Below are 14392 nucleotides of genomic sequence, written 5' to 3' on the forward strand. Positions count from 1 at the left end.
CGCGGCAGGGCATCCCGCGAACCGGATCGACGAGTTGCTACCCTGGAACTTCAAGCCGTCGAGCTGAACTCCGATGGGGCGTAGACGCCGCTTACCTACTATTTCAGCGTCACCGAAACCTCGAACCCGACGCACTACGTAGTCCGGTTCGACTATCCGCAGGACCGGCGCGCTGAGCCGCGCGATGCAGTCGCGCGGAGCGCGCCGAACACCAATTACGGCGTGAGCGGCCAGTCGGAAATCACGCCGACCGCGATCTGGGACGATGGCACGTTCACCTACTTCCGCTTCGCCAGAAATGCGCCTGTGCCTTCGATCTTCAAATGGTCGAACGGCAATGAGCGATCGGTGAACAGCATGGCGACCGAAGATGACGTGATCCGCGTCTCCGGCGTCAACAACAGGTGGGTGCTGCGCCTTGGCGACCAAGAAATCTGCGTGGAAGCGCTGCCGACGCAAGGAGGCCAGCAATGAGCGATGAGAACACCAACAGCGAGGGAAACCCGAGCCTCGAAGAGCGTCTGCAAGCCCTTGAAAGCAGTGAGAGCGGCGGGGGCTCCGGCGCACGCCGCCAGCGCCCGAACGTGTCGCCTTTGGTGGCTATCGGCGGCGTGGCGGCGATCAGCCTCATGGGCGGCTTAGTGTATCTCTCTATGCAGCCCGAAGAAGAAGAGCAGATGCAGACGAGCGCTCCAGCTGAGTTTCAGCCGGAAGGTGACGGGTTCGGGACGATCACGCCGACGCGCGTTCCTGAACCTGAGCCGGAACCTGAACCGGAGCCTGAGCCGCAACCGGCAGCGGCCCCGAACTCCGAGCTGCTGGATCGGATCGACAGGCTCCAAGCGGAGATTGAAAATCTCCGCGACGCTCCGGCCGAAGAGCAAGACACGTCGGAGCAAGACGCTCGAATTGATGACTTGCTTACGCAGGTCGAAGATTTGCAAGAGGCGAACGAAGAGGCTCAGAGCGAGTTTCAGCGCCAGCTCCAACAACGTGACCGGGAGCTGCGCCAGCTTCAAGCAGACCTCGATCTCGCACGGTTGCAGCCCAACCCGACGCCCGCCACGGCTCCGGCCGAGACCGGGCCGAGCGAAGAGGAACAGCGCCGTCTTGCGGAGCTGGAACGGCGGCGGCAGGAGGCGCGGGAGTTTCAAACCGCGCGCAACGAGAGCGGCATCATCGCATTTGGCGGCGGTGGGTCCGACAACGGCGCTGGCGATGAGGCTGAACAGCTACTCGATGCGGGAACCGATTTCGTCCGCAACGGCGGCGCTACGGCCGAGGTCACTCAGGCGGAAGTGATAGCAAATCCGTCGAACACAGTGCCGCAAGGAACGTTGATACAGGCGTCGCTCGAAACGGCCGTCGATAGCTCGACGCCCGGCCAGGTGCGCGCGCTCACTTCGGAGAACGTCTATTCCTATGACGGGTCGCGCGTCCTGATCCCACGCGGCTCGCGGCTTATTGGGCGTTACCAATCGGGCGTCGAGATTGCGCAGAAGCGCATCACCATCGCTTGGGACCGGATCATTCTGCCGACGCAGCAGACCGTCGAAATCAGCGCCTTCGGTGGCGATGAGCTGGGGCGCTCAGGTGTGGGCGGGTTCGTGGACTCCCGGTTCGATGAACGGTTCGGATCAGCGGCTCTTATCTCGTTGATCTCGGCGGGGGCCAGCTATGGCGCCGGTCAGCTCGAAAGCGAGGATGCCGCCGACGCGGCGGATCAGGTTGGTGGCGATCTGGAAAGCGCATCGAACAGTGCCCTCGATGACTACCTGTCCCTCGGTCCAGTGATCCACGTCGACCAAGGCGAGACGGTCACGGTCATGGTAGACCGGGACCTGGAGATTTTCTGATGGGCTCCGGGTATCTCGAAAGCTCTCTCGACCGAATCCCCGAAGCCTCGCGGGAGGACGTGATCGAGATATGCGTGAACCCTGACGGGCGGGTGTGGGGCGAGTTTCAGGGGGACCACTTCATGCAGCCCCTTGAAACGGCGCTGTCTGAGACGCAGGCGAAAGACCTGGCGAACCAAGTGGCATCGGCCACGCAAACGACGATGAGCAAGTCGAAGCCGGTCGTTTCGGTGAGCATCGAATATCGGAATCGCCCGATCCGCGCGCAGGTTATGGTCTCGCCTGTGGTCGGCCGCGGTGCGTCGATCTCTCTGCGGTTCTTCACGAACGTTCCGCTCGACAAGATCGAGCTGAAGTTGCTGTACGGCGAGGAACGTAGCCTCGAACAAGTCCGGCAGGAGCGAACACGCGAGCTGCGCTCCATTGTGGCAAGCGGCGATATTACCGCCTGCCTGCGCTTCTGCGTGGATCACAAGCTCAACATGATCGTTGCCGGGGGCACGTCCACGGGCAAGACGGTCGCCGCGCGGAAGATCCTTTCTTACGTGCCGCCGGAAGAACGGATCGTCACCATCGAAGAGGCGGCTGAACTGCTGCCAGCGCAGCCGAATGCGGTCACGCTGATCTCGAACCGCGAAGTCGAGCATCAAACGGCAGACGCGCTACTGACTTCAACGCTGCGGATGCGGCCTGACAGGATCGTGCTGGGCGAGGTGCGCGGACAGGAAGCCATGACCTTCCTCGAAGCGATCAATACCGGGCACGGTGGCTCGATGACGACACTGCACGCTGAGACGCCGCAACTGGCGATGCAAAGACTCGCCATTGCTGCCCTGAAAACAAACGTCCCGATGACCTATGCCGACATGGTGCGTTACATCGAAAACTCTATCGACGTGGTAATCCAGACAGGCCGTCTCGAAGGCGACCGGGGTATCACCGAATTTTTCCTGCCGGGCGCGGAAGAAAAGGAGGGCCAAGGCCATGATGAAGTTTGAGCATGAGGTCGATACCATCGACTTGCGGAAAAAGACGAAGGAAATGCCGGCTACTCTCGCGCGGCGGAGCGCAGAAGGCTGGGAGCTGGTATCGGTCGTGACGGCCGGGCCGACTGATCTGCACCTCTTCTTCAAGCGGCCGATGGCGGCTGAGCCAAAGGCGGTGGCATGATGGGACGCCACCTTGCCGCCCTTATGATGGCGGGCCTCATGGCTGGTCCTGTGGCCGCGCAGGACTCGTTCATGCTGCCCGATCTAAACGAAGAGCCGGAGAACCCGGATTGCCCGGATGCGCCTGCGCGCCCGGAATGGGTCGCGAACCCCTCCAATGAGGGCCTGACGCGCTCGGAGCTGGCGACGGAGCTGTATCAGCAGGAAGGCTATCGCAATGTGGTCGAAGCCGGGGAATGCACCTGCGAGCTGCGCTTCCCGTCCTGGGACAACGTGACAGAGGCGATGGAAACCGAATTTGCCGGAATCTCGCGCTTCGAGTTTCTGGAAGTCATCCCCGACATTCGGAAAGCGACGAAGACCTACAGGAATGAAGGTCGGCCGATCTGTAGAGACGCCGGGCTCTGGTAGAGCAGGAGAACGAAAATGGGCGTCGTAACGTTCTTTGTCGAGACGACTGACGGGTTTCTCAATGATGCGGCTGAGACGCAATTCGGAATGGTTGCGGCGACGGTCGGCACTATTGGGACGGTGGCCTGCACATTAGTCGTGATCCTCGTCTTCCTGAACCTCATATTCGGGTTTCGGGACATGGACGGTCGGATGGCGTTTTGGCTCGTGGTCAAGATGGTGCTGATCTCGATCTTCGCGCAGAGCTGGACGCAGTTCGATCAATTCTCGTCGGCCCTTCTCAACGGCATCGACTCTATCGCGGGATCACTTGTCGCCTCGGTCGGCGGCGGCGGTGAAATCGGGCCTTCGGGCACCTTCGCGGAAGAGTTCGACGGTCTCATTGAGAACATGACGGAATATCTGGACGCGATTGCAGACAGCATGAATTGGATGCAGGGTGCGATCACGAACGGCATCGGCCTCGTTCTTCTCAGCCTTCTCGGCGGGATCGCCGCCTTCATCGTGGTTTTCTCGCGCGTGATCCTCACGCTCATGCTGGCCCTTGCGCCGATCATGATCTTCCTGACCCTCTTCGACGCGACGAAAGACTACTTTCTCCGCTGGGTCAGCTCGACGGCCTCTTTCGCCCTCTATCCTGTGGTCATCGCGGGCATCTTCGCGACAATCATCGGTGTGGGTGGTTCCCTCATGGCAACCCTTGGCGATCCGGGCTCGGCCGAGAATATCGGGGCGCTGATCCCTTTCTTCATGCTGGTTCTCATGTCCAAAGCCTTCATCCTGGCAACGCCGTTTCTCGTGCGCTCGATCTCCGGCAATGTGGTGATGCCGGCGATGCAGGCGGTCAGCCCGGAAGGCATTCGATCCTTCACGGCGGGGGCCGCGAACACAAGCGGCTCGCAGGCTCGGGCGCAACGCGGGATGCGAAGCGGAACGGAGCTGGCCGGGTCGGCATCGAGGTCGGCCGCCCTGGGCGCTGGCGCGCGAGTCCAAAGGATGATGCAGCGCAACAAAAGACTGTCCGAGACATGAAAAAGGCTCGCTTCGGCGGGCCTTTTTCATGGTCGGGTAGTTTGCAGGAAAGTGCGAAATCCTACGCTAAGGCCAAGGCGGCTCGCCTTTGGTCTGATCACGCCCCAGATCGGACCGTTCGACATCTTGGTTGCAGGTCAGGCCAAGGCATAGAGCTTAGCCATTGCTACTGCGAACACGCGCGAGTTCGAAAGAGTGCCCGGTGTGGGAATCAAAAACTCGCATATAACATAATAGTTCTTATTGGATAAGAGAACAAAATGGGAACTTTTGTCCCTACCTGCCCCAGTCAAGACAGGTTTCCATATTTCGATCAGATGCCTTCAGTCATTCGCTGCACCTTCGATGAACTTACACAACGCGGACTTTTCGGTCCTTCGGCGGCCAATCAATGCAATTGTAGCATGACGATGGAGACGCTCGCAGCCGCAGCGACCGGGGTTCTGCGCCGCGGCGCAGCGCCGGGACAAAGCCGCCCTTCGTTGCAAGTACTCAGTCCCCATCACTTATACTGCATTGAGCGGGAAGTGGCCTTCTTCGCCGCAGGAATGCCGTGCCGCAGCCCGCTATTTCGACAACTTTCTTGCACTGGCAGCGCCATTGTTCCTCTGTGGATGGACACGATTGGGTGCGGCCTCTCAACCAATGCGACTAAGGGACGGAAAGGTTGCCAGCAGCCAATAGGCAAAGCGCGAAAGCTGGCCGGTCATGATCGCCAACCCCATCAGGACCATCACCCCTCCTGCGCCCTTGTAGAGCCACCGTCCCGCCTCTCCGATCCGCTTGACGCGGGCAGCTATGGCGTCCGTGAAGAGCGCGGCCAGAAGGAAAGGCACACCGAGCCCGGCCGAATAGATCGCCAGCAGCCAGATGCCGTTCGAGAGGCTGCCCGAATTCGCGCTCACTGTCAGGATCGCCCCGAGGATCGGACCGATGCAAGGCGTCCAGCCGAAGGCGAAAGCAAGACCAAGGACATAGGCTCCGACCGGGCGCCCGCCGGGCACGTCGAGATGGAACCGGGTGTCGCGCGCGAGACCACCGAACCGAAGAACCCCGAGCATCACCAGTCCGAACAGGACGATGATCGCCCCGCCGACAAGGTTGAGTTCTGTCCTCCATGTCAGAAGCAGCGATCCAAGCGCACTGGCCCCGGCGCCCAAGGCTACAAAGACCGTCGAGAAGCCGAGGACAAAACAGGCGCTCAAGCCCAGGGCGCGGCTTCGAGCCACCATGCCGACATGCCACGCGGTCCGGAGTCCGGGTTGGCCGGCGATAAAGGAGACGTAGCCTGGCACCAGCGGCAGGACGCAAGGCGACAGGAATGAGATGGCGCCGGCGAGGAAGGCCGCGAAGACGCCGATGCCCGAAATTTCCAACATCTATGCCTCCTTGCGAAATGGCTTGATGGCCCACCAGAAGCCAAGGAGCGGGATGATCAGCCATTGCAGCACAGGCGAAAGACCGGTGCCCACCAACGGCAGGATCGGCATGCGCGCGGTGTAGGCCCAGGCTTCGCGCACCTCCACGTTCAGCCACTCGCTGAAGATCGTGTAGCCAATGCCCGCCAGGAGCGTGACGATGGCGACCCATCGTGCCGCAGCACGATCCACCGGCCAATTCCCTCCAACCAACAGCAGCGAACCGACCAGGGTGCTGAGAGCGATCAGGATATCTCCTCCGGTGCAGTGCAGCCCCGCGAACAGGATCTCGCCCACTGTTCCCTCATGCCAGATCGTGTAGAGGGGCATGTGAGCGAACTCCCATGCCAGATGGGCCGGGATCACGATCGCGAGATACCGCCGCAATGCGTCGAGAGACAGCATCGGTCGCTCTGCGCCGGAGCCGCGTGTCTGGCTTATCGGAAGACGTTCGTCAGCGTATGCCACCAGCCTTCCTCCTCGTGCCTGTGCTGCGCGTTGTTGATCAGCCCGTTCACGTAGAGCACGAGATTGGCGTGCTGGAACTCCATGCCGTGGAACTTGGCCGCGAGGCGCCCGCCGCGGTCGATCACGAAGGTCACCGGCGCGTGCATCATCGCGTCGCTCTCGGCCGACATAGTGAACTCGACGCCGTAATCGCTGGCCAGTTCCCGGGTCGTATCCTCGGGCTGGTCCGGACGTGTGGTCAGAAAGGTCCAGTTTGCCGTGTCGAGGTCGTGCCAGCCGGCGTAGTCGCGCAGAATGTCCGGGGTATCGTTCGCCGGGTCTGTGGTGATCGAGACGAACTCGACCATGTCCCCCATCGGCGAGGCGTTGATCGACTCCTGGATCGCCGCGATCTTGTCGGCATGGAGCGGGCAGACGTCCGGGCAACTCGCATAGATGAAATGCAGCACCACGACCTTGTCTTCGAGATTGGACAGGGCGACCGGCCGTCCCTCGGCATCTTGAAGCTTAAAGCCGGGCGCCTGTTCGCCCTCGATCGGCTGGAAATATTTCTCCATCTCCAGCATGCGCTCGTCGAGATTTTCGCCGGGATGATTGGCGAGAGCCGGCAGTCCGGCCATGGTCATGACGCCGGCAAGGACAAGGCGGCGCGTGATCTGTTTCAGCATGATATCGTCCGTATCTAGTGGCGCGCTGGCGCCGTCAGTCGATGTGACTCTCGATAAATGAGATCATCTCCGCGGTGTCCCATTCGGCGGGGCCCATGAGGCGCCCCACCTCCTTACCGTCGGCGCTGATGAGGATCGTGGCAGGCAGGCCGAAGGCCCTAAGGGCTGTCGCGGTCAACCCGGTCGAGTCCACGTAGATGTCGAGATTCTCGACGGCGATCTCGTCGAAGAACCGTCGCACTACGGGGATGCCCGCCCGGTCGATCGACACGGCGACGACCTCGAACTCCGGTCCGCCGAGCGCGCCCTCGAGCGCGTCGAGCGTCGACATCTCCTCGACGCAGGGCGGGCACCAGGTGGCCCAGACGTTGAGCAGGATCGTGCGGCCCCGAAACTCCTCGAGATAGTGCCGCGTGCCATCCTCCGTGACGAAGCGGAAGTTCGGCACCTCCTGGGGAGAATCGTGGACGGTGAAGCCCTGAGGTCCACCGGCCAGCGCCGCCGTCGCGGAGAAGAAGGCGGTCGCGGCCGCCAGAAGCAGATGTCTCATTTTACTCAGTCCCGTGCCGCTGTTGCAGCTCTCGGACCAGAGGCAGCAGCGTGTTGTCGATGTCGGATTGCGTGAGGGGCCCGACGTGCCGGTAGGCGATGGTCCCGTTGGCGGCGATCACGTAGGTTTCAGGGATGCCATAGACGCCCCATTCGATCCCGGCGCGTCCGTCGTGGTCGGCCCCGATGCGAGTGTAGGGATCGCCAAGGTCGTCGAGCCAAGCGGCGGCCTGGTCGGGCGGGTCCTTGTAGTTGATGCCATAGATCGGCACCTCGTTGCTCCGGCTCAGGCTCATGAAGAGCGGGTGCTCCTGCCGGCAGGGCACGCACCAGGAGGCGAAGACATTGACCAGCGAGACATGACCCGCGAGGTCGGACGTGGATAGCCCCGCCTCGCGTCCCTGGACCGGCGGCAGGTCGAACTCCGGCACCGGCCTGTCGAGGAGGGCTGATGGCAGGTCTTCGGAGCTGTTGAACAGGCCCCAGGCGAAGACTGCGAACAGTAGCGTCGCCAAGAGCGGCACGACGATCAGTAAAGGCAGACGCGGCAGACGTGAGGATTTCGGAACATCGGTCATTGGTGTGTTTCCCTGTCTGCGCCGCGGGGCTGCCGCCGCGCAGAGCTGGGCGGGCGTAATCGCATGCAGCACACTGCCAACACGACAAGCAGCACCAGGATCATCAGGAGGCAGCCAGCCCAGAACAGTCCGAGTCGCAGAATCGAGTCCCCTTGCCGTGCCCCGTCGGAGACGAGAAGGCTGGTCAACATGATCCGGATCTCCTCAGCTACGCAGATACTTGATCAGGGCCACAACCCCGAGCACCAGCACCGCCAGGACCAAGATCCAGATCACGCCCATTCCGAGCATCATGCCCGGGCCCATCATTTCCCCGTTCATCATCATGCAATTCATCCTTGCTCGACTTTCCTTAAAGAGCCGGCAGCTCCAGCATGACTGCCGGAGCTGCCCGCATGGTCATTTCACGGCGTAGACGGAGGGTGCTTCACCGTTCGCGATGCCATAGATCGTGAACGGCTCCTGTTTCTGGCCGCCCATGCCGGGAGAGCCAAGCGGCATTCCCGGCATGGTGACACCGATAAGCTCCGGCTTCTCCTCGAGGAGCCTGTCGACCACCTCGATCGGAACGTGTCCACTGACCACGTAGTCGTCGAGAAAGGCGGTATGGCAACCCATGAGGTCTTCCGGAATGCTGGCTTCGGTGCTGATCTTCGACAGCTCGTGGGTCGGCTTCACCTCGACCTCGAAACCGTTGTCGCGAAGGTAGTCGGCGTAATTCTCGCAGCAGCCGCATTGAGGGTTCTTATAGAGAACCACTTCTTCGCCAGCGGCGACGGGGGCCGCGCCGAGGCCGAGGGCAAAGGTGGCGGCGGAGACGAGGGCAGCGAGGCCGCCCAGTCCAAACAGGGCCTTCTTCATGTCTTTCGTCCTTTCGTGGACTGCTGGTTTCAGAGATTTGCGCGGTGTCCGGTGGCGCCGTCGCCCACGCGGACGACAGCCATCATTCCGGCGGCCTGGTGTTCGAGGATGTGACAATGGAACATCCAGTCGCCGGGATTGTCGGCGACGAAGGCGATCTCGACCGTCTCTTCCGGCGCGACGAGCACCGTGTCTTGCCATTCCCGATACCGGGTCGGTTCTCCGTTCCGGGCGATGACCCGGAAGGAATGTCCGTGGAGATGGATCGGATGGTGCCAGGTGGTGCGGTTATCCATCGCGAAGACATGGCTCGTGCCAAGAGCCATCGACACGAGCGGGTCCATCACGTGGCCATCGGCGGCTTGGCCGTTGATGAACCACATCGCCCCGTCGCGCATCTGCTGCATCATGGAGGCCGCGTCGTCGCCCATCATCATCTGACCCATCATGCCGCCATTGAAGACCACTTTGTGGCGCGTGGCGGCGGCGATATCCGGCTCTCGAAGCGGGTTCGCCGGAAGGTCGAGCGACCAGTCCGGAACGGTTTTCCGAAGAGGCGCTTCGTCGTAGCGGACCTCGACGAGGTCATACTCGAGGCCTTGGTAGGCGACGTCGCGCACCGTTGTGCGGCTTCCAGGGTGGCCGGCCATGTCCAGCACAAGGTCGATGCGCATTGCCGGGCCAATGACGACGATACCCTCTGCCGGTGCGTGCGGCGTGACTGGCTGGCCGTCCAGCGCGACGATGACCGGATCGAGGTCGCCGAAGTCCAGCGCGAAGATGCGAGCGTTGGCCGCGTTGATGAGCCGCAGGCGGACGCGCTCGCCGCGACGCACCGCGACGGGCTCCGGGGAAGTGCCGTTGATCGTCACCGTGTTGCCGACGCGCCCATTGTGCGCCGCATCATGGCGGTTGCCGAAGTCGTCGGAGATCTCGCCCGCGTCGGTCATCCGCCAGTCGTCGAGCATCCAGATCAAGTCCCGATCGACCCGGATCGGATCGTGCTCTTCGATGATGAGCGGACCGTAGAGGCCCCGCCCCACCTGCTCGGATGAGCGCTGGTGGGGATGATACCAGAACGTCCCGGCGTCGACGGCGTCGAACTCGTAGAGGAACTCGCCGCCAGCCGGGATCGGCGCCTGGGTCAGGTGTGGGACGCCGTCCATCGCGTTCGGTGTGCGAATGCCGTGCCAATGCACGGTTGTTTCCTCGGCGAGGCCGTTTTCCGCACGCACACGAATGGGCTCGCCCTGGCGCACCCGGATCTCGGGGCCCGGCACGCCGCCGTTATAGGCCCAGACTGCACTGGAATTTTCAGGCACGCCGGCCAGATGAACCCGCGACAGAGCAGCTCGTAGACGCAAGGGCTCCGAAGCCGGTTGGGAGGTCCCGGGCATCGGCATGGTTGCGGCTGCAAACGCAGCGCCGCCGAGACGCAGCAGGCCGCGCCGGGTAAAAAGGACAGAAGAGGACATAAGATCCGCCTGTATCTGAAGAGGGAGCATCGCGCTGACCACACGCGAACGCACTGTACCGATCAGCCAGGAACGGTCTGACCGATGACGGAAACTTCAGAGAGACAGTTTGGGCGGTGACGGCTCGGGGGGAGCGCTGCTGCCCGACAACAACGGCCGGTCGACTCCGAAAAGCAACCCGCGTGCCTGTTCACTTTCCACAAGAACCATCGGGCTGCTGGCCAAGGCCATCAGACCACCCGCCGCGCACGGCGCAAGACAAGTGAACTGACACTCCGTCACCGGAGCGTCGACACAGTCGTCGCAGCCGGACATAGCCTGCATCGTCTCCGACGGCACAGCCGCGGCCGCGCCACCTGGGCCAAGCGGCCCAAGGAGACTAACCGTCAGGGACAGCACCAAGAGGAGAATCAGGGAACGCATCATCGGAGGCGAAAATGGGGCTTCCAGTGCTAGAAGGTAAATCGACGGGCGATCACTTCTCCGTAGGCCATCATGGCACGGCGGGTGAGGATCATCGCTATCTCCTTTCAGGTCGTTGCCGCTGCGTGATCGGAGCGTGCCTCATCGGCGGTCGGACCGATGCGTTCCGGGGGTTCAGGCGTGCCGGCGGGCCGGAAGAACAGCAGTCGGAGGGCGTTCATCGTGACAAGCACCGTGGCGCCGGTATCGGCGAGGATCGCGATCCAGAGGCCGGTGAGCCCGAGAACGGTGGTCACGAGGAAGACCGCCTTGAGCCCGAGCGCAATCGCGATGTTCTGGCGAATGTTCGACATGGTGGCCCGGGCGAGGCGGACCTTGCCCGCCACATCGGTCACGCGGTTGCGCAGAATCGCCGCGTCGGCCGTCTCCAGCGCGACATCGGTGCCCGATCCCATGGCCACGCCCACATGCGCGGCCGCGAGCGCGGGCGCGTCGTTGATCCCGTCGCCGATCATCATCACCCGGGCGTCCGCCGTCAGGTCGCGGATGGCCGTCACCTTGTCTTCCGGCATCAGTTCGGAGCGATGCTCGATCCCGAGCCCGTCGGCGATGGCCTGGGCCGTGCGCGGGTTGTCCCCGGTCAGCATGATCGAAGAGATGCCGAGGTTGCGCAACTCTGTAACAGCATCCGCCGCATCGGCGCGCGGCTCGTCCCGCAGCGCGATGAGGCCTTGGGGAACGTCATCGCGCAACACCATGACCACCGTCTTACCGTCGGCTTCCAGGGCCGCCACGCGCGTGCGTAGGTCTTCCGTGAGCGCGCAGCGCTCCTCCGCCAGCCGGGGAGACCCCACGCAGACCGTCACGTCGTCGATGGACGCTTCCGCCCCCTTGCCGGGGAGCGCGCGGCCCCCCGTGGCTGACGCCGCGCCCACACCCCGCCGTTCGGCCTCGGCACAGATCGCCTGGCCGAGCGGGTGGCTGGCGCCGCTCTCGACGCCGGCCGCGAGGGCCATGAGGTCGTTCTCGCTCCCGCTGAGCACCCAGACATCTGTTACGCGCGGCTTGCCATGCGTGAGCGTCCCGGTCTTATCGAAGGCGACATGAGTCGTGCGGGCCGCCGCCTCGATCACCGCGCCGCCCTTCATCAGAAGGCCGTTGCGCGCTCCTGTCGATAGGGCCGAGGTAATCGACGCGGGCACCGAGATGACCAACGCACATGGGCACCCGATCAGCAGCAGCGCCAGCGCCCGGTAGACCCATTCGCCCCAGGCCAGGCCAAAGGCCAGCGGAGGGACGACCGCCACCAGCAGTGCGACGCCCACTACGGCAGGCATATAGATCCGGCTGAACCGATCAATGAAGCGTTCGGTCGGCGCGCGGGCGCTCTCGGCCTCTTCGACGAGGCGGACGATGCGGGCGATGGTGTTGTCCTCGGCCGCCTTCGTGACCCGCACGCGCAGGAGCGCCTCAGCGTTGATCGACCCGGCGAAGACATCTGCACCGGGCTCCTTGAGGCTGGGGACGCTCTCGCCCGTCACAGGGCTTTCGTCTACGCCCGAGGTGCCGTCGATCACCTCGCCGTCGCAGGGCACGCGGTCGCCGGGACGGACCTGCACGACCTGGCCGACCTGGAGGGTCTCGGCCGAGACATCCCGCGTCTTGCCGCCCACTTCGAGCCGCGCCGTCTTCGGCACGAGCTTCGAGAGCGCCCGGATGCTGTCACGCGCCTTGCCGGCCGACACGCCTTCCAGAAGCTCGCCCACGGCGAAGAGGAAGACGACCAGCGCGGCCTCTTCCGGCTCTCCGATCACCAGCGCACCGCAGGCAGCGATGGTCATCAGCATCTCGATGGTGAAGGGCATGCCGGCCCGAACCATCGCGAAGGCGCGTTGCGCCACCGGCACGATCCCGACAAGCGTCGCCAGAACGAAGACCCAGTGCGCGATCTCGGCCGGCAGGACGAGCCGGGACGCCCAGGCCGCCGCTAGGAGTGCGCCGGTGCCGAGCACCAGCCGGCCCTTGGCGGTGGTCATCCAGGAGGTCGGCGCATCCTCGGCCGGGCCGTCGTCTATGTCCGGGTCACTGTCGCTTTCCGGGGTCTCCGCCGCAGCGGGAAACGCCCCATCCGGCAGGACGAAGCCGCCCTTGGGCTTTTCCGGCCGTGCGCCCTTGGGCGCGATGCCGAATCCGACGCCACGCACGGCCGTCTCGATCTTCTCGGGCGATGTCCGTGTCTCATCGAGGGTCAGCCGCAACCGCTCGGCCATCAGCGCGACATCGACATCGGCGACGCCGGGCAGACGCTCGACCGCGCCGCGCACCTTCGCGGCGCAGGACCCGCAATCCATGCCGGTCACCCGCCATTCACGTTGTGCTGCGCTCTCGGCCGCCATGATGCTTCTCCGTCGTGAGTCCCTGATTGGACGTCGATATACGACCTTCAGCCACTGTAGGTTCAAGGGCGAATACCAATATCACCAAACTCAAACGATCTACCAGCTTCAGCGGCGGTCGCATCTATCCGCTCGCTGCACTCGCCGAGATTGCCGGCTGCTTCGCAGTCTGGGCGTGGTTGCGTCGTGCCTCAAACCTTTGGTTATTACCGGGACTTGCAAGCCTTGTTGCGTTCGGCTGGCTGCGCACGCAGGTCGACATCGCTTTTACGGGTCGCGCCTATGCTACTTATGGCGGCGTCTGAATCGCCGCCTCACTTGTCTGGTGAAGGTCAGTAGCCAGACGGCTGGGATTTTACCTGAGCGGGGCTGTGCCTGATCGGCACCGCAGGGATCCTTGAGCGTAGACCACCGAACCGGACATTCGGGGTAGCTCAGCCGGCGACGGACTTTACTGGCCGTTCGTTGCACTCATTATGGCAACTCTAATGTTCGTTTCCGTCGAGAGCTTCAATGGCCGCCTGCGCGACGAGTGCCTCAACGAGCACCTGTTCGCCAACCTGCGCCACGCCCGGGAACTGATCGCGTCCTGGCGTGACGATTACAATCACCATCGGCCCCACACGAGCCTCGACGGGCTCACCCCGTGGGAGTATCACCAACGGGCAGTAGAGGACCAAACCCTGAACAGAGCGAACTAATAAACGCGGACTCCGAGGGGAGCACGTCACGGCCCTTGGCACCCATCGTCTGGCGCGCGCCGAACCCGATCACCTCGAACCAGACGCCCGCATTTCCTGCGAGGATCAGGATTGGACCCGCTCCGTAGCGCAGCCAGTTGGGAACCTGCATTACACCCCAGCCGAGGAGCCCAAGAGCGATGACGGATGAGAAGAAAGCGAAGGTCGCGCTCCAGCTTACGACCGATACCGTTGGCCCAAAGGTCTGCGGCGGCCAGACGCGGCGGTCGGGTCTTGCAATGGACCATGTGACGGCAATCAACGTCAGAGCGGCGATCATCAACGCCACGCCCGACAACAGGCCACCCATCAGACTCATCTCTTTGCCTCCCCGTCCGGCGCCGGCGA

Annotated in this window: 15 protein-coding genes and 3 pseudogenes; 8 read left to right on the forward strand and 10 right to left on the reverse strand. The window is 63.3% G+C overall.

All coding sequences use genetic code 11. The features are described 5' to 3' along the window. Positions 1-93: 93 nt before the first annotated feature. The 6 genes and pseudogenes from C8N44_RS17595 to C8N44_RS17620 all read left to right on the forward strand — a co-directional run. A pseudogene (locus C8N44_RS17595) lies at positions 94-474 on the forward strand (TrbG/VirB9 family P-type conjugative transfer protein); the annotation flags it as partial. Further along, complete coding sequence (locus C8N44_RS17600; RefSeq protein WP_188758786.1) at positions 471-1856, forward strand: TraB/TrbI/VirB10 family type IV secretion system protein; 1386 nt, start codon at positions 471-473, stop codon at positions 1854-1856. The pseudogene C8N44_RS17595 and the gene C8N44_RS17600, both read left to right, overlap by 4 nt. Next, a complete protein-coding gene (locus C8N44_RS17605; protein WP_107978097.1) occupies positions 1856-2854 on the forward strand; it encodes an ATPase, T2SS/T4P/T4SS family in 999 nt (332 codons plus the stop codon). Before C8N44_RS17600 ends, C8N44_RS17605 begins: the two co-directional genes overlap by 1 nt. After that, positions 2841-3026, forward strand: a complete 186-nt coding sequence (locus tag C8N44_RS17610) for a DUF4177 domain-containing protein (protein ID WP_210204180.1) — start codon at positions 2841-2843, stop codon at positions 3024-3026. Before C8N44_RS17605 ends, C8N44_RS17610 begins: the two co-directional genes overlap by 14 nt. Continuing rightward, complete coding sequence (locus tag C8N44_RS17615; RefSeq protein ID WP_107978098.1) at positions 3023-3436, forward strand: hypothetical protein; 414 nt, start codon at positions 3023-3025, stop codon at positions 3434-3436. Before C8N44_RS17610 ends, C8N44_RS17615 begins: the two co-directional genes overlap by 4 nt. A 15-nt stretch (positions 3437-3451) precedes the next feature. Continuing rightward, the gene (locus C8N44_RS17620) at positions 3452-4468 is read left to right on the forward strand and encodes a TrbL/VirB6 family protein (protein ID WP_107978099.1); all 1017 of its coding nucleotides are present in this window, start codon (positions 3452-3454) and stop codon (positions 4466-4468) included. A 638-nt stretch (positions 4469-5106) separates the two neighbouring features. On the opposite strand, the gene C8N44_RS17625 is transcribed toward C8N44_RS17620, so the two are convergent. The 9 genes from C8N44_RS17625 to C8N44_RS17670 form a co-directional block, all read right to left on the reverse strand. Next, positions 5107-5847 carry a cytochrome c biogenesis CcdA family protein gene (locus C8N44_RS17625; protein WP_170121101.1) on the reverse strand — a complete coding sequence of 247 codons (741 nt, stop codon included), beginning with the start codon at positions 5845-5847 and terminating at the stop codon, positions 5107-5109. Continuing rightward, on the reverse strand, positions 5848-6291 hold the full coding sequence (locus C8N44_RS17630) for a hypothetical protein (protein WP_107978100.1): 444 nt from the start codon (positions 6289-6291) through the stop codon (positions 5848-5850). It lies immediately after the preceding gene. Positions 6292-6323: 32 nt separating this feature from the next. Then, positions 6324-7022 (reverse strand): SCO family protein, encoded by a 699-nt coding sequence (locus tag C8N44_RS17635; RefSeq protein ID WP_107978101.1) that lies wholly within the window; start codon positions 7020-7022, stop codon positions 6324-6326. Positions 7023-7056: 34 nt separating this feature from the next. Continuing rightward, entirely contained in the window at positions 7057-7572 is a 516-nt protein-coding gene (locus tag C8N44_RS17640; RefSeq protein WP_107978102.1) for a TlpA family protein disulfide reductase, read from the reverse strand. 1 nt (position 7573) lies between these two features. Next, positions 7574-8149, reverse strand: a complete 576-nt coding sequence (locus C8N44_RS17645; RefSeq protein WP_107978103.1) for a DsbE family thiol:disulfide interchange protein — start codon at positions 8147-8149, stop codon at positions 7574-7576. A gap of 204 nt (positions 8150-8353) precedes the next feature. Then, positions 8354-8476, reverse strand: coding sequence for a hypothetical protein (locus tag C8N44_RS24065; protein WP_280514096.1), 123 nt, complete (start codon positions 8474-8476; stop codon positions 8354-8356). Between the two features lie 72 nt (positions 8477-8548). Beyond that, positions 8549-9010, reverse strand: a complete 462-nt coding sequence (locus C8N44_RS17655) for a DUF411 domain-containing protein (RefSeq protein ID WP_107978105.1) — start codon at positions 9008-9010, stop codon at positions 8549-8551. A gap of 29 nt (positions 9011-9039) precedes the next feature. Next, entirely contained in the window at positions 9040-10539 is a 1500-nt protein-coding gene (locus tag C8N44_RS17660; RefSeq protein ID WP_245412996.1) for a multicopper oxidase family protein, read from the reverse strand. A 476-nt stretch (positions 10540-11015) separates the two neighbouring features. After that, positions 11016-13304 carry a heavy metal translocating P-type ATPase gene (locus C8N44_RS17670; RefSeq protein ID WP_107978108.1) on the reverse strand — a complete coding sequence of 763 codons (2289 nt, stop codon included), beginning with the start codon at positions 13302-13304 and terminating at the stop codon, positions 11016-11018. Positions 13305-13426: 122 nt separating this feature from the next. Here C8N44_RS17670 and C8N44_RS17675 point away from each other — a divergent pair. Then, positions 13427-13667 (forward strand): annotated as a pseudogene (locus C8N44_RS17675) (YnfA family protein). 137 nt (positions 13668-13804) lie between these two features. Beyond that, positions 13805-14005 (forward strand): annotated as a pseudogene (locus C8N44_RS17680) (integrase core domain-containing protein); the annotation flags it as partial. On the opposite strand, the gene C8N44_RS23575 reads toward C8N44_RS17680, so the two are convergent. Then, positions 13944-14363 (reverse strand): hypothetical protein, encoded by a 420-nt coding sequence (locus tag C8N44_RS23575; RefSeq protein ID WP_170121100.1) that lies wholly within the window; start codon positions 14361-14363, stop codon positions 13944-13946. The pseudogene C8N44_RS17680 and the gene C8N44_RS23575 overlap by 62 nt on opposite strands. Positions 14364-14392: the final 29 nt, after the last annotated feature.

Source organism: Allosediminivita pacifica, assembly GCF_003054175.1.
Taxonomy (GTDB): Bacteria; Pseudomonadota; Alphaproteobacteria; order Rhodobacterales; family Rhodobacteraceae; genus Allosediminivita; species Allosediminivita pacifica.

Coding starts and splice junctions, on each gene's coding strand:
- C8N44_RS24065 (WP_280514096.1), bottom strand. CDS start 8,476: ATGATGATGAACGGGGAAATGATGGGCCCGGGCATGATGCTCGGAATG.
- C8N44_RS17655 (WP_107978105.1), bottom strand. CDS start 9,010: ATGAAGAAGGCCCTGTTTGGACTGGGCGGCCTCGCTGCCCTCGTCTCC.
- C8N44_RS17635 (WP_107978101.1), bottom strand. CDS start 7,022: ATGCTGAAACAGATCACGCGCCGCCTTGTCCTTGCCGGCGTCATGACC.
- C8N44_RS23575 (WP_170121100.1), bottom strand. CDS start 14,363: ATGAGTCTGATGGGTGGCCTGTTGTCGGGCGTGGCGTTGATGATCGCC.
- C8N44_RS17620 (WP_107978099.1), top strand. CDS start 3,452: ATGGGCGTCGTAACGTTCTTTGTCGAGACGACTGACGGGTTTCTCAAT.
- C8N44_RS17630 (WP_107978100.1), bottom strand. CDS start 6,291: ATGCTGTCTCTCGACGCATTGCGGCGGTATCTCGCGATCGTGATCCCG.
- C8N44_RS17625 (WP_170121101.1), bottom strand. CDS start 5,847: ATGTTGGAAATTTCGGGCATCGGCGTCTTCGCGGCCTTCCTCGCCGGC.
- C8N44_RS17600 (WP_188758786.1), top strand. CDS start 471: ATGAGCGATGAGAACACCAACAGCGAGGGAAACCCGAGCCTCGAAGAG.
- C8N44_RS17610 (WP_210204180.1), top strand. CDS start 2,841: ATGATGAAGTTTGAGCATGAGGTCGATACCATCGACTTGCGGAAAAAG.
- C8N44_RS17670 (WP_107978108.1), bottom strand. CDS start 13,304: ATGGCGGCCGAGAGCGCAGCACAACGTGAATGGCGGGTGACCGGCATG.
- C8N44_RS17640 (WP_107978102.1), bottom strand. CDS start 7,572: ATGAGACATCTGCTTCTGGCGGCCGCGACCGCCTTCTTCTCCGCGACG.
- C8N44_RS17645 (WP_107978103.1), bottom strand. CDS start 8,149: ATGACCGATGTTCCGAAATCCTCACGTCTGCCGCGTCTGCCTTTACTG.
- C8N44_RS17615 (WP_107978098.1), top strand. CDS start 3,023: ATGATGGGACGCCACCTTGCCGCCCTTATGATGGCGGGCCTCATGGCT.
- C8N44_RS17605 (WP_107978097.1), top strand. CDS start 1,856: ATGGGCTCCGGGTATCTCGAAAGCTCTCTCGACCGAATCCCCGAAGCC.